Here is an 18,740-nt window from a genome sequence, read left to right on the forward strand (position 1 = left end):
CCTCATCCCTTTCCTCTGTTTTTATAATAGTTCATCAGACATCCATCTAACAGGATCTGAATTTCCGTCTCGGTAAGCCCTTTCATATAGAGCGTCAGCGGCTGATCCTTCACATATCCGGTGATCTCCTCCCTGCCTTCCAAAAGTGCCGTACGCAGCCCCGGTATATACAGCCATTCCCCTGTTTCATAGGGAAACTCCTCCACCGTAAAGGGCACCATGCCCCAATTGATGCAATTGGAACGATACCGCTTGGTGGCATATTCAAGACAGAAATTGGCTGCTCCTCCCAGCACTCTCTGGCAGGAGGCCGCCTGCTCTCTGGCTGAGCCATCTCCCGGCTTATTTGCAAAAATCGCAGAGCCTATGCTCGTGCTTTTCGCATCATATCCCAGCTCTGCCGCTGTCATCCTCTGCACCGCTTTTGCCCGTGCCACATACGCCGGCTCCCGCCTTGAAAGCGCAAATTCAGCTAAGCGCAGCGGATTAGAACGATATGAAGAAGTCTCCCCGGAGGGAATCAGCTCATCCGTTGTCGTCACCGGATCCCGGATCACCGCCGCCAGCTGCACCAGCAAATTCTCCTTCAGCGGCTCTATCTGCGGCCAATCCGTAATATTAGGCCCCAGCTTGAGCGCCGTCTCCGGCTGCGGGCGCCCTACGCCATCATAGCACCGCTTGCGATAGATCTCGCCGTTAAACCGATAGGGCTTCTTTTCTATCTCATAAGTCAGCTCATCAGCGCCCGTTAAAAGGCCGCCCCTCGCTGCCGTCGCCGCAATCGAGCGCGCGTCCATCAGCGCCACCATCGCCTGCTGACCCTCGCCAGGCTTCGAGCCCTCTCGATTGGCAAAATTCCTCGTCGTATGACGAATCGAAAGCCCGCCATGGCTTGGCACATCCCCCGCGCCAAAGCATGGTCCGCAAAAGCACGGCTTGATCACCGCCCCCGCCTCCAAGAGCTCCGTCAGCATGCCGTTAGCCGCTACCTGCTGGTTGATCGGCGTCGACGCCGGATACACACTCAGCGAAAACGCGCCATCGCCAATCGATCCGCCTTTTAAAATCGCTGCCGCCTCCTGTATATTTTCATACAGACCGCCGGCACAGCCGGCAATCACGCCCTGATCCACCCAGATCCCGTCGTCCGTAATTTTATCCAAAAGCCCCAGCGGTTCCAGATACTGCTGCGGATGCTGCTTCAGCTCCCGAATGGGCACCGCATTGGACGGATGATACGGCAGGGCAATCATCGGCTCAATTTCACTCAAATTCAGTTCAATATAGTGATCATAATAGGCTCCTTCTCCGGGCTGCAGCCTTTGGTAGGCCTCCGGACGGCCATGGTTTTCATAATAGGCCCGAATCGTATCATCCGTTTCCCAAATGGACGATAAACAGGCTGTTTCCGTCGTCATCACATCAATGCCGATCCTCTCATCAGCCGACAAGGAAGCGATCCCGGGGCCTGCAAATTCCAGGATCATATTTTTAACCGTGCCGAACACCTCTTTACAGAGCGCCAGCGCTACATCATGAGGACCTACGCCCTTGCGCAGGCTGCCCGTCACATAAACGAGCACGACCGGCGGCTCCGGGATGTCATACGTATTTTGCAGCAGCTGCTTGACCAGCTCCGGACCGCCTTCTCCGATACCCATCGTGCCAAATGCCCCATAGCGGGTATGGCTGTCCGATCCTAAAATCATATGGCCGCAGGCAGCCATCTCCTCTCTTGCATATTGATGGATGACGGCCTGATTGGCCGGCACATAGATACCGCCGTATTTTTGTGCCGCCGATAGTCCGAATACATGGTCATCCTCATTGATCGTTCCTCCCACGGCGCACAGACTGTTATGACAGTTGGTCAGCGCATACGGAAGCGGAAAGCTCTCCAGTCCGCTGGCCCTGGCCGTCTGAATGATTCCGACATAGGTGATATCATGCGAAATCAGCGCATCAAACCGCAGATGCATCTGTCCTTCTTCCAGTGCCGTCTCATGCGCGCGCAGGATCTGATAAGCCAGAGTCCGCTCCCGGCCTTCTTTAGGCGAAAGCACGCCCTCTGCCGCTAAGCGCTTTCCCTCTAACAGATAAATTCCTTCTTCATGATATTTCACGGCATAACCTCCAGTAAATGATTTTTCTCCATATTCTCTGCCGAGTTATTGACATGCTGCGTCATCAGCCGGCTGGCCTTTTCGCTGTCATGCTCCGCCATCGCCTCCAGAATAGCCCTATGCTCGGCCAGCATCACCATGGCCCGGCCGGGTTCCTTGATGGATCTTTCGCGCACATCCTCTGCATAGGCATGCAGATCGGCCAAAATTCGCTGAAACATCCGGCTGCCTGTTAATTCATAGATGAGCTGATGAAAACGGTCATCCATGACCGTCACTCTGTCATAATCCTGACGCTCGATATAAAACTCCGTCAAATCCACAATCTCGACCAGCCGGTCGAGCATCTCAGGGCTGGCGTTTGTCGCTGCCTTCTTGGCAGCGCGGCCTTCGAGCAGCGAACGGATTTCATAAATATCTTCAATATCGCTCGGGCAGATCCCGACCACGACGGCTCCTCGGTTGGGCCTTAGCTCGATCAGCCCTTCCAGCTCCAGCTGCCGCAGCGCTTCCCGCACTGGTGTGCGGCTGACACTGAGCTGCTTGCTGAGCGCCAGCTCCGTCAGCGCCTGTCCCGGCTTCCAGCTGCCGCACAAAATTCCTCTGCGGATCTGCTGGTATACCTGCGCCGTCAAATTAGCGGCCTGCATTTTCTCTTCCATGCTGCTCCTCCGTAATTCTTTCCAGCTGCTGCTCCAGCTCGCCGTCTGTGATGGCCGTTACCCGGCCCTCTTCATATTGCTGATCCACCCAGGCTTTCAGCCCTGTCACCAGCGGATCCTTTTTATCCAGCGCATTTTCGCCCGATAAGCGCAGGTACTGATTCACCCAGACGGCAATTCCGGATACGCCTGAGGTATTGCTGATCATCACCTTTGGCGGCCGGTTCAGTAAAGCTCCCGTGTCAAAGATATTATAGACCTCTTCATTTTTCAGCAGTCCATCGGCATGCACGCCGGCCCGCGTCACATTGAAATCAGCGCCCACAAACGGTGTTCTGGGCGGGATCGGATAGTCAAGCTCCCGCTCGTAGTATTCTGCAATTTCTGTGATTACAGTGGGATCCATCCCGTCAAGCGTTCCTTTTAGCTGCGCATACTCCATGACCATTGCCTCAATCGGACAGTTGCCCGTGCGCTCTCCAATGCCAAGCAGCGAGCAGTTCACGCCGGAGGCTCCGTACAGCCATGCAGTAGTAGAATTGGATACAGCACGATAAAAATCATTATGGCCATGGAATTCCAGCAATTCTGACGGCATATGCGCATGATGATGCAGACCATAAATGATGCCCGGCACGCTGCGCGGCAGCGCGGCACCCGGAATGCCAACGCCGTAGCCCATGGTGTCGCAGGCACGGATTTTAATCGGCATCCCCGTCTCCACCATCAGCTTGTGGAGCTCGATCACAAAGGGAACCACAAAGCCATAAAAATCCGCGCGGGTAATATCCTCAAAATGGCAGCGGGGGCGGATCCCTGCCTCAATGCACTCCTTAACGATGCCCAGATAGTGATCAATCGCCTGTCTTCTGGTCATCTTAAGCTTATAAAAAATATGGTAATCTGAGCAGCTGACTAAAATACCGGTCTCTTTTAAGCCAAACATTTTCACCAGCTCAAAATCCTTTTTATTCGCCCGGATCCAGCTGGTAACCTCCGGAAATTCATAGCCGCGCTCCATACACTGATACACAGCATCCCGATCCTTTTTGCTATATAAGAAAAATTCACTTTGGCGAATGATTCCTTTAGGCCCCCCCAAGCGGTGCAGCATATCAAACAGCGCTACAATCTGCTGCGCTGTATACGGCTCTCTGGACTGCTGTCCATCGCGAAACGTAGTATCGGTGATCCAAATCTCCTTTGGCATATCCATGGGTACAAGCCTGCGGTTAAACATAAGCTTGGGAACTTCCTGATAATTAAACAGCATTCTATAGAGGTTGGGACTTTCTACATCCTGCAGGGAATACTCAAAATTAGTCAGCTCCAATAGATTGGTTTGCGGGTTGACCTTGAGCTCTCCCTCTTGGTCGCCTGTATTAAAATGATCATATTCATGGTAATTCATGATGTGCATCAACCTCCTCTATCAATTTGTATTATTGTATACAATTATACACTTCATGTCAAGTGTGCAATCTACACAAAAAGACGTCCCTCAAATGAAGGACGTCTCTCTATTATTTCTTTAAAATGAGCTGCAGGCACGGCTCCTCACAGAGCTCCTCGCTTCGCGCATCCGGCTGGTGATCTCCGATATAAATGACAGCGCTCCCTTTGCACGGCCGCCGTTTGCCTTTCTCATCCACCACCTGCATCCAGTAATCGGGCAGCGGCATATGCACCCGCTTCCGCTCCCCCGGCCGCAGACAAAGCATCTGCAGCGCAACCAGCTGGCAATTGGCTGTGCGAAGTCCCTGCTCCGTAAGCTTTGCATACACCTGCACGGCCATTTCTGTTTCCTTGTCATACGGATTATAAGCGCTAAACGAAATGCCCTCCGCTTCCTCCTGAGGCTCCGACAGCATGAGCCTCCGATAGCTCAGGCCATATCCAAACGGATACAACGGCTTTTCTTTAAAATAGCGATAGGTTTTTCCTGTCATCGCATAGTCTTCAAAATCCCAGCAGACCTGCTCGTTATGATAAAACGTCACCGGCAGCCTCCCCGTCGGATTCACCTGGCCTGTCAGCACCTCGGCAGCTGCCTTTCCGCCCATGGCTCCCGGATACCACGCCTGCAGCACCGCTCCTACATGAGCCTCTTCTTCCCCCAGATCCAGCGCACCTCCGCTCAAAAGCACCACCACGACCTGCTCCGATACGCGGCACACCGCCTTTAACAGCCTTTGCTGGCTCTCCGGCAAATACAGGCTATGCTTATCGCCTGCTGCATATTCATTACTAGCGTCCCCAAGCTCACCCTCTATCGACGGATCCAGCCCCAGGCACAGCACGCTCACCTGCGCATAGCGCGCAAGTGCGACGGCCTCTGCCAGCTGATCATCCGGTGTCTGTGACATGGCTTCCAGTTTATTTTTATATAGATGACAGCCTTCTGAGACCAAGAACTGACTATCCGGCAGCGCCTCGCGCAGTCCCTGCAGCACCGTCGTCATTTTTTCGGCTGTGCCGTGATAATTCCCCTCCAGCGCAGTAAGCGAACGCGCATTGGGGCCAATGACGGCCACGGTCTTCGGGTGCGCGAGTGGCAGAATCCCATTATTTTTAAGCAGTACCATTGATTTTTCGGCGGCCCGCAGATTGAGCGCTTCATACTCCGGCTGCTTGGTGAGCCAGGTCTGAACAGCTGCCTTGCCGTCAGCAACCGGCGCATCCATATCGAGCATCAGCCGCACCGTTAATAGCCTTTGAACGGCTTGGTCGATGGCTTCTTCTTTTAAATAGCCCTTCTGAACTGCCTCCAGCAGATAGCCGTACATAGCCCCGCAGTTCAGGTCGCAGCCGTTTTGCACCGCCAGCGCCGCCGCCTCTACCTTGGTCGCCGTATAATGATGGCGCTCGCTGATATCGGAGATGGCGCCGCAGTCGGAGACGGTGTAGCCTTCAAAGCCCCACTCCCTGCGCAAAAGCTCCTGCTGCAGATAGGCATTGGCACAGCAGGGCACGCCGTTGACTGCATTATAGGCGCCCATTACACCGGCTACCTGCGCATCCTTAACTACGCGTTCAAACGCAGGCAGATAGGTATCCATCAGATCCTGCGGCGTAACCTCTGCGTCAAACCCGTGCCGTGTTTCCTCTGGTCCGCTGTGAACGGCAAAATGCTTTACGCAGGCGGCCGCCGTGAGGCCGTCCCCTTCCTCTCCTTCCTGCATGCCTCTGACAAAGGCCGTTCCCATTGCAGCAGTCAGGCATGGATCCTCTCCATAGGTTTCATGTGCTCTGCCCCATCTTGGATCGCGCACGATATTGATATTGGGCGACCAATAGGTCAGCCCTTTATAGATGCCGCGCTCTCCTTCCGACCGGTAAATGGCATTTTTTAAGCGGCCCTCTTCACCGATGACGCGGCCGATTTTCTCTATGAGCGCCGGATCAAAGGTGGCCGCCAGGCCGATTGACTGCGGAAATACCGTGGCCAAGCCTGCTCTCGCCACGCCGTGCAGCGCTTCGTTCCACCAGTTATAGGCCGGCAGTCCCAGACGAGGGATTGCCGGCGCCTGATACAGCATCTGTCCTGCTTTTTCCTCCAGGGTCATTTGCCGGACCAGCTCTCCGGCCCTTTGTTGTGCCCGTCTTCTCTTTGCTTCTGATCTCATCTTCCGCTCCTCTCCTTTTTGATCCGTATACGCTCCGTCATATGATACAGACCGGTGAAAATTACAGCGTTCAAAATGCCGGTTCCCAGTACGAATAGAGCCAGCTGCCCGGACAGCGGCGCAAGCCCCAAAAGCGGCTGAAAACAGAATATGCCGCAGAGCAGGCCGCAGAGAACAACGCCCAGCAGAATTTTCCTGATTAAATTGAAGGGAATGGAGATGCGAACTAAGAGATATACGCCGCTTGTCGCCGTTAAAATGACCGCCAGCGTAGAGGTCTCCTCGTAGCTCAGCTTAAAGATCATCCCTGCCAGATAGGTGACGATAATCCCGATCGTCATCGTCACGGCGCCTGCCAGCGCTCTGGTCATGATATTATAGAAAAAGTTTCCCTTGATCCGCTCCTTATTTGGCTCCAAGGCCAAAATAAACGAGGGAAGCCCGATGGTAAACACTCCGATAAAAGACATCTGAATCGGCTGAAAGGGATAGCGAAAATCCAGAAAAACAAACAGCAGACCGATGCAGATCGAAAACAGCGTTTTCACCAAAAACAGCGAGGCGCTGCGCTGAATATTATTGATCGAGCGGCGGCCTTCTGCCACCACCTTGGGCATAGAGCTGAAATCATTGGTCGTCAGTACCAGCTGCGCTACATTTCTGGCCGCATCGCTTCCGGCCGCCATCGCCACTGAGCAATCGGCCTCCTTGAGCGCCAGCACATCATTTACGCCATCGCCCGTCATAGCTACCGTATGCCCCTTCTTCTGCAGCGCCTGAATCAGCTTCTTCTTCTGTGCAGGTGTCACCCGCCCGAAAACCTGATACCGCTCTGCCGCTTCTTCTAACAGCGCATCACTCTCCAGCGTCCGGGCATCCACGGCCTGCTCTGCCTCAGGGATGCCGGCCTCCTGCGCGATCTGCCTCACCGTCTCCATGCTGTCGCCGGATATCACTTTGAGCCTGACTCCCTGCTCACGAAAATACTGAATCGTCCTCGGCGCCTCTGGCCGTATCTTATCCTGAATCAGTACAAAGCCCATCGGCTCCAGCCCCTCCGGCAGCGCTTCCTCCCTGCCAAACCCCTGCCGGCTTTTAGCCATCAGCAAAACGCGCCTGGTCCCTGCCTGCCGTGCAATAGCCGCCTTGAGTCTATGATACCGCTCTCCCAGGATCATTTCCCCGGCGCCCACGACATAGGTAACGCCGGTATCATAGGAGGCGCCCGACCATTTCTTTTCCGAAGAAAAATCCACCACCTGCAGTGCCTTCCGCGGCACTTTTTCCGTAAAATAGGCCTTCAGTGCTGCTATTGTCGAGCTCTGATCGCGCGATGAAGCCGTAAAAGCGGCAAAAGCCTGCCTTAGCTCCGTTTCCGATGCCTCCGGCAGCGCATGCAGCTCCTCCACCTCCATATCATCACAGGTAATCGTCCCCGTTTTATCTAAGCACAGCACATCCACTCTTGCCAGCGTCTCGATGCAGTATAGCTGCTGCACCAGAACCTTGCTCTTTGAAAGACGGATCACGGATACGGCCAGCACGGTGCTGGTCAGCAGCATCAGCCCCTCCGGAATCATGCCGATCAGCGCCGCCACTGTGTTGACAACTGCTGCCTGCATGCTGGCGCCCGGTATCGTAAATTGATTGTAGAACAAAAACGCCCCCATCGGGATAATCACACAGGAAATCACCTGAATCAGCCTTTTCAGCGTCATCATAATTTCCGAATGCACCTGCTTTAGTTCCTTTGCCTCATTGCTGATCTGCGCTGCATAGTTATCCTTGCCCACATGGATGACCTGTGCAGCGCACTCTCCTCCGGCCACAAAGCTGCCCGACAGCAGCGTATCGCCTTCCGTTTTTGCAATCAGATCAGACTCCCCTGTGATCAGGCTTTCATTCACATAGCAGCGGCCTTGTAAAACCTCACAGTCAGCTGGGATCTGATTTCCCCTGCGAAGATGCAGCAGATCATCCAGCACAATTTCCTCAATCGGAATCTCCTGCTGCCTGCCGCTCCGAATCACCTGTGCCTTATGAGAGACCAGAATCGAAAGCTTGTCTACCATCCGCTTTGAACGCAGCTCCTGAAACACGCCGATTGCCGTATTGCAGATCACTACGCCCATAAACAGCATATTTTTGTAGGACCCCACTAAGAGCAGCGCAGCGGCCAGGGCCAGATTGAGCGCATTAAACAACGTCAGTGTATGCCCTGCCACGATCTGTCCTGCCGTTTTTGTTTTTACCTCGCTGCCGACATTCAGCAGGCCCTGACTGCGCCTCGCCGCAACCTCTCTTTCAGAAAGCCCTTGTAGCTCCATTTTCATCCTCCGATCCCTTCCGTAAATTTCCATTTTCCTATTCTATCACATATATGCTAAAAAAACAGGCCTTCTTTAGGAAATTAAACAAATTTTAAGCATTAAAAAAGAAGCCGCCATGCGGCAGCTTCTTCCATTTTTATTTTTCCTTTTTCTCTTTAAACAGATATTCATCGATCTTTTCCACCATATTCTGCGGCATCGTGCGCGGTACCGGCATTACGCCCGCATTCACCATTTTGTCTGCAAACAGAAGCACCTTCTCTGTTGTCTGCTCCAGACTTTCTGCCGACAGAAAATCGATCACATCGCGGCGGTCATGAATAAAGGCTGCGCCAGGGGCGCCAAAGCGACAGAAGTTAATGCCCGGAACGCCTGCGTCCGCAAACGGAATCGAATCACTCGAATAGATATCCTGCTTCACTCCGACGGCCATCCCTGCCTGCTTAAACAGAAAATCTGTGTAATCTGCCAGACTCTGCTCTGCCGTGACCATGGCTGTATCCTTACCTAAAATCGCGCCGGCTACATCAACATTGATCATCAGCCGGTACTTCTTAAGCTCTTCCTGATGCGCGGCCACATAGGCCTTGCTTCCCAAAAGACCTACCTCTTCCGAGCCGTACCACATAAACTGCAGCGTTCTGGCCGGCGGATTTTCTTTAAAATAGCGCAGCAGCTCCATGATGATCACAGAACCTGCTCCGTTATCATACACGCCCGTACTAAAGGGAACGCTGTCAAAATGCGCGCCAAAGGCAATGATCTCCTCCGGATACTGCGTTCCCGGCAGAGTGGCGATCACATTGCGGCTTGTCAGCGTCTGTGAGGCGCTTTTAGCTGTGATCCGTACCTTGGCTGCTTTATCCCGCACCAGCTCCATAGCATCCTTAGCCCGTATGTTAAGCGTCGGCACCGTACCAAATTTGCTGAGACGCTCTCTCAGGATCGGCGTGGGCAGATCCGTCTCCTCTTCTTTATCTAAAATTGTACCGCTAAAGGTCATATATCCGGCAATGTTAGCCTGCAGCAGCTTCTGATAGATTTCCGGCGTCAGACGGCCGTGCAGCAGGACAAACTTGCCCTCAATACCAGTCAAATTGGCATCCATCGCCTCTTCAATATAGGCAAATTCAGCCGTAAGTCCCTCGGCAGGCGTATCGCCTGCGCAGCGGTAGCAGGTCACCTCATAGCTTTTCTGATAAGGCTCCAGCACCTCAAAGGTCGCCATCGTCTGCACAGCATCCGTGACCTCAAAGGTCTCCATTTTTCCTTCCACACCGATGTCCTTCAGCTCCTCGAGCAATATGCCTGCGGCTCTTTCTTCTTCTGCCGAACCAGAGACCCTGACAAATCCGATCTTTTTCAGCAGCTCAAACTCCCGGTTTCCACAAATTTTCACTCTTGTATCCTCCTTTTATTTAATTTGAATCAGCTCATATTCCCGGCTGCCAATCCCCAGCTTTTCTGCATGCTCGAGGCATACATGCCAGTCCGTATTGGGATGTACATCCGTAAAATGATCATGATGAATATGCTCACGCTCGCCCAGCAGGCTATTTTCTACAATCGGCTGTGCATTAACCGCATCAGCGCATGCCTGATCCAGCGCCACCGGATCAAAGGAAGCAAACATACCGACGTCCGGTACGATCGGCAGATCATTTTCTCCGTGACAGTCGCAATACGGGGACACATCCACCACCAGACTGATATGGAAATGAGGCCTATCCTGCAGCACTGCCAGTGAATATTCGGCAATCTTTTTATTCAGCTCCGCACTGGTAGAATCCCCCAGCGCCGCTACGGCGTCCATCGGACATGCCCCTATGCAGCGTCCGCAGCCTACGCATTTTTCATGATCGATCTGCGCCTTTCCGCTTTCAAATGAAATGGCCTCATGCGCACAGTTTTTGCTGCACTTGCGGCAGCCTACGCAAAGCTCTGCATCCACCGTTGGCTTTCCATTGGCATGCTGCTCCATTTTGCCGGCCCTAGAACCGCAGCCCATGCCAATATTTTTCAGTGCGCCGCCAAATCCGGTGGCCTCATGCCCTTTAAAATGAGATAAAGAGATAAACACATCCGCATCCATGACGCCGGTCCCGATTTTCGCTTCCTTCACTAGCTCGCCGCCCACCGGCACCAGCGTTTCATCCGTCCCTTTGATTCCGTCTCCGATGATCACCTGGCATCCGGTTGCAAACGGATTGAAACCATTTTCATACGCTGCCTCCAAATGATCCAGCGCATTTTTGCGCCGCCCCACATACAGCGTATTGCAGTCTACCAGATAGGGCTTGCCGCCCAGACTCTTGACCACATCGGCAACCACCTTTGCAAAGTTGGGCCGCAGATAAGACAAATTCCCCGGCTCGCCAAAATGCATTTTAATCGCAGCAAACTTGCGGTCAAAGTCTATGGTTTCGATGCCGGCTCTGCGGATCAGCCGTTCTAATTTAAGAAGCAAATTATCTCCGGGCAGCGCTCTGAAGTCTGTCCAGAATACCTTCGATTTTTCCATTTGTATGTTCCTTTCTTTGGCGCCGCGCGCCGAAATATAGTAAAATTGTACCACATATGCATGCGTTTGAAAAGGTTTTTTGTGAAAGAAAACAGCTTCCTGGTTGGGACCTTCAGGAAGCTGCTTGAGACTGATTTACACGTAATACTGAGCCTGCGCATTCCAAAGCTCATAGTATTTGCCGGCCTTATCCTCAACTAGGGATTGGTGCGTGCCATGCTGCACGAGCCTGCCCTGATCCAGCACGGCAATTTCGTCGCAGAAGCGGCAGGAGGAAAGTCGATGAGAAATATATACCGCTGTGCGCTGATCGGTGATCTCATGGAACTTCCGGTAGATCTCGGCCTCGGCCAAGGGGTCGAGCGCTGCCGTGGGCTCATCGAGAATCATGAAGGGCGCATCCTTATATAGGGCTCTTGCGAGCGCGATCTTCTGCTCCTCGCCTCCGCTTGGTTCAATGCCGTTTTTATCAAAGTCTTTATAAAGATAGGTATGAAGCCCCTGCTCCAGGCTCTGCAGACGCTCGGCAAAGCCGGCCTCTTCCAGGCAGGCGGTTGCTTTTGCCTCGTCGATCTCTGTACCGGCGGCGATGTTCTCTCCCAGCTCAAAGGCAAACAGACGAAAGTCCTGAAAGACAACAGAAAAGGCTTTTAGATATTCGCTGTATTCATACTCCTTGATATCTATACCGTTGAGCAGGATCCGTCCCTCTGTTGGATCATACAGGCGGCACAGCAGCTTGATCAGCGTGGATTTGCCGCTGCCGTTCATCCCTACCAGCGCCAGGCTTTTTCCGGGCTGCAGCGTCAGAGATACATCGTTTAATACATCCACCTCCGTACCGGGATAGCGGAAAGTAACATGCTCAAATTCAATGCGCCACTGCCGCGCCTGCTCTGTCTGCAACGTCTGATGTCCGGACTGCATCCGCCTTGGTTTATCCAGATATTCAAAAACATCGTCCATATAGTCATTGTTGAGGAACATCTTGGACACCTCACAGATCAGCAGTACAAAAGCATCTACAAACTGATTGATCAGTCCTGCATAGCGCACTAAAGAACCAATGCCAAACGCGCCGCTCACTACCTTCATGGCGACAAAGAAATAGACAACGCCTGTCAAAAAGCTGGTGAGCCCCAAATTGATTCCGTCATACTTACAGTTAATTTTAAATTTGGCTGTGATAAACGGCGGGTTTGCATACCATTTGTCCATCTCTGCCTTGATCAGATCCTTTTGATGAAACAGCCGGATATCCTTTCCGGCGCCATTTTCGCCAATGTACTCCTTGCTGTAGTAGTCGCTGAGCGTCCTGCGCTTGGGCCAGTCCAGCCATACATTAAACAAAACCTTAGCCGCCTTTTTAAAGGAGAATCCGGAAAATACAGACATAGCCAAGATCAGCACGGCCAGCAGCACGGATGCCCATGGCGTATTCATAAATGCCAGAAAACCAGTCAGCGTCTGCGCTGACAGAATACTAAATACCTGCACTGACATTACTGCGGCGATGATCACCCGGCAAAAAATCTCCAGCACATAGGCCTGTTTATCATAGCAATGCGTAATACCGCCCCGGCCGCTCTCCATGGCCTCATTGATCCGGTTGCGCAGCACTCTCGTATGCACATCCTCGATATCAGTGTAGTCCATCTTAAGCCCTTCGTTGGCCAGCAGCAGATTCACGCGCATCCCCAGCAGTGCCTCCTCTGCCCTGCTGATTTGATCCACGACCCGGTTGACTACTGCGATCAGCAGATTCAGCGTAATGGTAATGAGAACATAGCGTGTCAATGCGGCGACCTCACAGGCGCCTGCCAGTTCGTCAATGATCAGGGCTGACATATAAATATTGACAAAGGGGGTGAAAGAACGGAAAACAGCTCCCAGTTCCGATATAATCATCATCCGGGGAGAGATCTGATAGAGAATCCGAATCGTGCGGAAAATCATCCGCAGATGCTCTTTAATAGGGCGTTTTTTTTCTTTTTCTTCACTCATTCTTCTCATCTCCTTCCTGATAATATTGACTCTGCACCTGGAACAGCTCGGCATAGCGTCCGTTTTTCTGCATCAGCTCTTCATGACTGCCTTCTTCTACAATCTGTCCCTGTTCTAACAGAATAATCCTGTCGCAAAAGCGCGTGCTGGCAAAGCGATGGGAAATAAACACCGAAGTTCTGTCCTGCGTCATATCCTTATACTGAAGGTACAGCTCATTTTCTGCAATCGGATCCAGCGCAGCCGTGGGCTCATCCAAAATCAAAATCGGCGCTTCCTTGTACAAAGCTCTGGCCAGAAGGAGCTTTTGCATCTCGCCTCCTGACAGCTCATAGGCATCCTCATTGACATTCTTGACCAGCAGCGTCTCTTTTCCATTAGGAAGCCGGCTGACCTTGTCTGCAAAGCCGGACTGCTGCAGGCAGGTCTCTAAACGCGCCTGATCCTGCTCCTCCTCCCGCTGCAGCGTGATATTGGTCGCAATCGACACCGGCAGCAGATGCACATCCTGAAAAATAATTGAAAAAAGCTTAAAATATTCGTCTTTATTAAACTCTGATGCGCTGCGCCCATTGATCAGCACCTGCCCCTCTGTAGGTCTAAATAAGCCGCACATAAGCTTTACCAGCGTTGTTTTCCCCGCGCCGTTCAGGCCTACCAAGGCGATGCGCTCTCCCGCCTTAATCTTCAGATTCACATTGGAGATGGTAGGTTTCTCGCTTTCGGGATAGGTATAGCTCACACCGCGCAGCTCCAGCTCGCAGGGCCACTCTTCCTTGCCGGGTATTGCCGCACTGGCCTCTTCGCGCTGCTCTTCGATCTCCATGTACTCCCGGTAGCTGCAGAAGCCATGACTCTCCAGCTCTAAGTAATTATAAGAAGTCAAAATACCGGAGATCCAATCCGCAAAGGTAGCAATCATCGTAAAATAAACCAAAAAATCACTAACCGATATATCGCCCTGAATCACCTTATAAATGAGCAGCGCATAGGCAACGCCGTCTCTCACAAAAATAAGCAGTGCCGAGATGGCCGCGGAAGCGATATGCCTCTTGGCCACATCCGCTTGAATGCCGCTTTGTTTTTTCTGCAGCTGATCACTGATCTCCTGAAACCAGCCCTGCATCCCATACAGCCGAATGTCCTTGGCTCCCGCCAGATCCAGTGCCTTTTTAATCATATAGCGCATGCCGCCAAAGACTTTGGCCTCCTCATCCCGACGGCTCTGAATATATCGGTTAACATAGCGGTTAATCCACCAGGTAATCGCATAGGACAGCGCTAAAATCACCAAAATCAGCGGATGTAGCATCGCTAAAATACTGCCGTAGGAAACCAGACCTAAAACGCTTGTAATCAGCATCAGCAGATCGCTGTAAAAAAAAGGAGCAGCCGTATCCTGCAGCATCTTAACTGCTTTTTCCCGCAAATTCTTGCCTTTATTTTCAGAAATAAATTCGTAATCAAGCTCCATGGTTTTGACATCCATGGTCACTTGATAGCGAAATTTAGATCTCATCCCGGAATCATCAATATACAGCTGTGTCACGCGTTCAGCAATGTATAACAGAATCATCCCGGCAACCAGCAGCGGTACGGTAAGCAGCAGCTGGTTGACACCTCCTCCTTTTTCGATCACATCAATAATGATCTTCGGAATGAGTGCGATCAAAAGCGGTACAATGATCTTTAAAGGAATATGCAGTACACCCACCCACAATAAGCTCGGTCTCCATTTCCAATTATCTTGAATGATATACATTGAATTTTGAAAGATCGAGTATTTGGGTTTTTCTTTTCGTGATTTACTCTCACCCATCTGTACAAGCTCCTTTCTGTTTTCAAATCTTATGGTATTTAATATACAGCATACCTCATATTTTTACAAGTCATATATAAAAATAAAGTTATTTTTCTATATCCTTGGTCATTTCATACAATTCACCTCCCTGTGCATTTTCATGTTGATATATCCAGTTTATCCTACTCTCTTCCAATAAACAATAGCTTATATAGCTATAATTGTTCTACTGCCAGTTGTATTCTCTTTACAATAAAAGGACTCACACCTTCAAGTTTCTTTTTATCTGTCGATATAATTATCAAAAAAAATTATATTAAAAATGCTTGTCACCCTCTTTGGTTATTGCTATAATAATCACAAAAAAAGAAAGGAAACCGATACCCATGAAATTAGGTATTAGCAGTTATTGCCTTGCTCCCAACATGGCAGAAGGCAAAATGACTATTTTTGATGTGATCGACTGGGCAAAGGACCACGGCTGTGAGCATATCGAATTTGTCCCGTTCTATCTTCCCTTTGTCGATGAAAAAAACAAATGCCTGAATACAGATTTAATCGATCAGGTACGCGAGCATTGCCAAAAGGTTGATCTCGAAATTTCTACCTATTCTGTAAACGCTGATCTTTTGATCCCGGACGCTGCTGAGCGCCGCGCCGAAATTGAACGTGTCAAGCTGCACATTGATGTAGCTGCCCGTCTGGGCATTCACTGGATGCGCCATGACATCGCTAATTTCCGCCGCCCGTTCTCGACTAATACTCTGCCCCATTTTAATGAGGAGCTTCCGCTGATGGTAGAAGGTACCCGCGAGCTTTGCGATTATGCCGCATCTCTGGGGATCAACACCACGCTGGAAAACCATGGCTTCTTCTGCAACGGTTCTGAACGTGTTCTTAGAATCTTTGAAGCTCTGGAACGCCCGAACATGAAAATGACCATGGACGTCGGCAACTTTCTCTGTGTAGATGAATATAATCTGGCGGCTGTCAAAAGATGCCTCCATTTGGCTCAGATCATTCACCTAAAGGATTTCTATATCCGCACCAAGGAGCAGCTTCCCTCTCAAAACGAAATGTTCAACTGCAATAATGGCAGCTGGTTTGAGACGCTGGGCGGACAGATGATCCGCGGCTCCATCGTGGGGCAGGGGGATCTGCCGATTCCGGAGATCATCAAAAACATTAAAGAATCCGGCTATGACGGATATGTTTCCATTGAATTTGAAGGCATGGAGCCCTGCGAGCGAGGCACTGAAATCTCTCTGAATATGGCACGCGCTTTCTTCGGCCGAGAAATCGGCAAGCAGTCCGTCCCCAAAATGGAATGGACCTAAGGCATACCACAAAAAAACCACTACTCTTCTGAGTAGTGGTTTTTTATATTTTATCTGGAAATATCCATCAATTTGTCTCTTCAATTTTTTGAATCCGCCGGATATGCCGTTCATCATTAGAAAACGGGGTCGTCAAAAATGTCTCCACAATTTTCAGCGCCAAGCCTCCGCCGACCACGCGCGCGCCCAGCGCCAAAATATTAGCGTCATTATGCTGTCTGGTCGCCTCTGCCGAAAAACAATCATGACAATGCGCACAGCGAATCCCCGGCACCTTGTTTGCCGCAATGCTAATCCCAATTCCCGTACCGCAGATCAGAATCCCCTGCTCCGCCTTTCCGTCAGCCACCGCATGCGCTACCGCATGCGCAAAGTCAGGATAATCCACTGACGCCGTACTGTCGCAGCCATAATCCCGATATTCATATCCCCGCTCCCTCAAATACTGCAGAATCTCCTGTTTAAGCGTATACCCCGCATGGTCACATCCAACTGCAATCATCCTTTTTCCTCCTGATTCATCCAAAGCTGCTGAGACGCCGCCTTTAAAAACCGGTTCATAATCGCTTCTCCCATGCCCTCTCTTGGCAAGGCCTCTCCATATATCAGCGTTAAATTTTTTTCATCTGCTTCGCGCAAAGCGCCAAATAAATTAGCTGCCAGCTCTTCCGGATGCTTCCGGTCCCCCAGGCAGATCATCTGAACCGACCTCCCGGCAAGCCTCTGCGAAAGCTCCTGCAAAAGCTGCCCTGTCACAATACAGCCAATTTTCTCTCCGGCAGGTTGCATAGCAATCAGCCGCGCCATCTGCTCTGCCGTCGCATCTGTCACGATCAGCCGCCCCTTCGGCGCATAGTGCCGGTATTTCATGCCCGGCGCTCTGGGCACAATATCTGCGGCTACTTCCCGTGCCTGCTTAACGGCCGGATCTACGGCGACCTCCGGAATGACTTCCTCCAGCATCTCCTTCGTGATGGCTCCCGGCCGCAAAATCATCGGGATCTCTCCTGTTAAATCCAATACTGTAGATTCAAGCCCCACCTGACAGTCTCCGCCATCTAAGATCAGCGGGATCCTTCCCTGCATGTCCTCTTGCACATGAACAGCCGTCGTCGGACTCGGCCGCCCTGAGCGATTGGCGCTGGGCGCCGCAAGCGGCATGCCCGTATACTGCAAAAGAGCCATCGCGGCCGGGTGGGATGGCATCCGCACGGCGACCGTATCAAGCCCTCCTGTAATGCGGCTTGAAATCTCTGCCCGCTTGGGCATGATCAGCGTAAGAGGCCCCGGCCAAAAACGCGCTGCCAGCAGCGGCAGCGGCTCTGGGATCCTGCGAACCAGCGTATCCAGCGCAAACTCCGGCGCAATGTGCACAATGAGCGGATTATCGGAGGGCCGCCCTTTTGCCTGATAGATACGGGCAATTCCTTCTTCTGAGAGAGCCCATGCGCCTAGCCCGTACACGGTTTCTGTAGGAAAAGCAACTAGCTCTCCCTGCTTTAAATACTGCTTTGCCAGTGTCAGACTCTCTTCGTTAATCGGCAAAATTTTTGTCTGCACAGCGCTCCCTCCCCTCCGGCTGGATTCGATCAATATCGAGCTTATTATATATTAAAAAACATCGGATTGCAAATATTTTTCAATACCGCAGTAGATGCCCCAGGCTACCTTTTTTTGATACGCCTCACTGTTTAAGTTTTCTGCATCCTGTGAATTGGTGATAAATCCGCATTCTACTAATATCGCCGGCATCGGCGATTGTAAAAGAATAAAATAGCTGTCATTGGCTTTAGCCTCTCTTGTATTTTCAGGAGCGGTAAAGCTATTGAGCATCTCTTGTACCAGCAGCGCCAGAGACGCTGCCTGCGGACTTTGCTTTTGGAAAAACACCTGCGGCCCCCAATACCGGCTGTCTGGATATGAATTTTGATGGATGCTGATCATCAAATCAGCATTGCTTTCTTCAATCAGCCGCTTGCGCTCTTTCATGTCCGCTCTTTTTTTGTTATCATCGCCCTCCTGATACAGCCCCTCATCCTCTATGCGCGTTACATAAACCGTATACCCCGCTTCTTCTAAGTATCCCTGCAGCTTTTTTACAATCGCAAGATTCAGATCCTTTTCAACGGCCATCTCTGAAACAGCGCCTGGGTCTCCGCCCCCATGCCCGGCGTCCAGCATGATGACAATTTCCTTCTGCGCTGTCATTCTCCAAAAATCAGTCAGACCCCATACGGCCTCTGTCGCCGCTATCGTCAATATCGCGACTGTCATCAATAAAATCCACTTTTTCCTTTTCCACATGATAAAAGCTCCCGGCATTTTGGTTTAATATA

General features: G+C 51.5%; 13 protein-coding genes. 1 reads left to right on the top strand and 12 read right to left on the bottom strand.

The features are described 5' to 3' along the window. Window positions 1-2 precede the first annotated feature (2 nt). The 9 genes from HFE64_09885 to HFE64_09925 form a co-directional block, all read right to left on the bottom strand. Entirely contained in the window at window positions 3-2,123 is a 2,121-nt protein-coding gene (locus HFE64_09885; protein ID MCI8633772.1) for a hydratase, read from the bottom strand. Beyond that, window positions 2,120-2,785: a GntR family transcriptional regulator gene (locus HFE64_09890; GenBank protein MCI8633773.1), complete on the bottom strand. Its 666-nt coding sequence runs from the start codon at window positions 2,783-2,785 to the stop codon at window positions 2,120-2,122. Before HFE64_09890 ends, HFE64_09885 begins: the two co-directional genes overlap by 4 nt. Continuing rightward, window positions 2,760-4,196, bottom strand: a complete 1,437-nt coding sequence (locus HFE64_09895; GenBank protein ID MCI8633774.1) for a 2-isopropylmalate synthase — start codon at window positions 4,194-4,196, stop codon at window positions 2,760-2,762. The genes HFE64_09890 and HFE64_09895 overlap by 26 nt, the downstream gene beginning before the upstream one ends. Before the next feature lie 112 nt (window positions 4,197-4,308). After that, window positions 4,309-6,411 (bottom strand): glycoside hydrolase family 3 protein, encoded by a 2,103-nt coding sequence (locus HFE64_09900; protein ID MCI8633775.1) that lies wholly within the window; start codon window positions 6,409-6,411, stop codon window positions 4,309-4,311. Continuing rightward, window positions 6,408-8,738, bottom strand: a complete 2,331-nt coding sequence (locus tag HFE64_09905) for an HAD-IC family P-type ATPase (protein ID MCI8633776.1) — start codon at window positions 8,736-8,738, stop codon at window positions 6,408-6,410. Before HFE64_09905 ends, HFE64_09900 begins: the two co-directional genes overlap by 4 nt. 139 nt (window positions 8,739-8,877) lie before the next feature. Further along, window positions 8,878-10,140, bottom strand: a complete 1,263-nt coding sequence (locus tag HFE64_09910) for a M28 family peptidase (protein MCI8633777.1) — start codon at window positions 10,138-10,140, stop codon at window positions 8,878-8,880. Between the two features lie 15 nt (window positions 10,141-10,155). Beyond that, window positions 10,156-11,262, bottom strand: coding sequence for a DUF362 domain-containing protein (locus tag HFE64_09915; GenBank protein MCI8633778.1), 1,107 nt, complete (start codon window positions 11,260-11,262; stop codon window positions 10,156-10,158). Between the two features lie 135 nt (window positions 11,263-11,397). Then, complete coding sequence (locus HFE64_09920) at window positions 11,398-13,266, bottom strand: ABC transporter ATP-binding protein (GenBank protein MCI8633779.1); 1,869 nt, start codon at window positions 13,264-13,266, stop codon at window positions 11,398-11,400. Then, window positions 13,259-15,085 carry an ABC transporter ATP-binding protein gene (locus tag HFE64_09925; protein MCI8633780.1) on the bottom strand — a complete coding sequence of 609 codons (1,827 nt, stop codon included), beginning with the start codon at window positions 15,083-15,085 and terminating at the stop codon, window positions 13,259-13,261. The genes HFE64_09920 and HFE64_09925 overlap by 8 nt, the downstream gene beginning before the upstream one ends. 368 nt (window positions 15,086-15,453) lie before the next feature. On the opposite strand from HFE64_09925, the gene HFE64_09930 reads away from it, so the two are divergent. Further along, window positions 15,454-16,404 (top strand): sugar phosphate isomerase/epimerase, encoded by a 951-nt coding sequence (locus tag HFE64_09930; protein ID MCI8633781.1) that lies wholly within the window; start codon window positions 15,454-15,456, stop codon window positions 16,402-16,404. Window positions 16,405-16,471: 67 nt separating this feature from the next. Here the strand turns inward: HFE64_09930 and rpiB are convergent, their stop codons facing one another. The 3 genes from rpiB to HFE64_09945 are packed head-to-tail and all read right to left on the bottom strand — an operon-like array spanning window position 16,472 to window position 18,708. Beyond that, window positions 16,472-16,906 (bottom strand): ribose 5-phosphate isomerase B, encoded by a 435-nt coding sequence (gene rpiB / locus HFE64_09935; protein MCI8633782.1) that lies wholly within the window; start codon window positions 16,904-16,906, stop codon window positions 16,472-16,474. Further along, the gene (locus HFE64_09940) at window positions 16,903-17,964 is read right to left on the bottom strand and encodes a threonylcarbamoyl-AMP synthase (GenBank protein MCI8633783.1); all 1,062 of its coding nucleotides are present in this window, start codon (window positions 17,962-17,964) and stop codon (window positions 16,903-16,905) included. The genes rpiB and HFE64_09940 overlap by 4 nt, the downstream gene beginning before the upstream one ends. A 51-nt stretch (window positions 17,965-18,015) precedes the next feature. Further along, entirely contained in the window at window positions 18,016-18,708 is a 693-nt protein-coding gene (locus HFE64_09945; protein ID MCI8633784.1) for an N-acetylmuramoyl-L-alanine amidase, read from the bottom strand. Window positions 18,709-18,740: the final 32 nt, after the last annotated feature.

It is taken from the genome of Lachnospiraceae bacterium, assembly GCA_022794035.1.
GTDB lineage: Bacteria > Bacillota > Clostridia > Lachnospirales > Bianqueaceae > CALWPV01.

Coding starts and splice junctions, on each gene's coding strand:
- HFE64_09900 (MCI8633775.1), bottom strand. CDS start 6,411: ATGAGATCAGAAGCAAAGAGAAGACGGGCACAACAAAGGGCCGGAGAG.
- rpiB (MCI8633782.1), bottom strand. CDS start 16,906: ATGATTGCAGTTGGATGTGACCATGCGGGGTATACGCTTAAACAGGAG.
- HFE64_09925 (MCI8633780.1), bottom strand. CDS start 15,085: ATGGGTGAGAGTAAATCACGAAAAGAAAAACCCAAATACTCGATCTTT.
- HFE64_09920 (MCI8633779.1), bottom strand. CDS start 13,266: ATGAGTGAAGAAAAAGAAAAAAAACGCCCTATTAAAGAGCATCTGCGG.
- HFE64_09905 (MCI8633776.1), bottom strand. CDS start 8,738: ATGGAGCTACAAGGGCTTTCTGAAAGAGAGGTTGCGGCGAGGCGCAGT.
- HFE64_09930 (MCI8633781.1), top strand. CDS start 15,454: ATGAAATTAGGTATTAGCAGTTATTGCCTTGCTCCCAACATGGCAGAA.
- HFE64_09915 (MCI8633778.1), bottom strand. CDS start 11,262: ATGGAAAAATCGAAGGTATTCTGGACAGACTTCAGAGCGCTGCCCGGA.
- HFE64_09895 (MCI8633774.1), bottom strand. CDS start 4,196: ATGAATTACCATGAATATGATCATTTTAATACAGGCGACCAAGAGGGA.
- HFE64_09890 (MCI8633773.1), bottom strand. CDS start 2,785: ATGGAAGAGAAAATGCAGGCCGCTAATTTGACGGCGCAGGTATACCAG.
- HFE64_09945 (MCI8633784.1), bottom strand. CDS start 18,708: ATGTGGAAAAGGAAAAAGTGGATTTTATTGATGACAGTCGCGATATTG.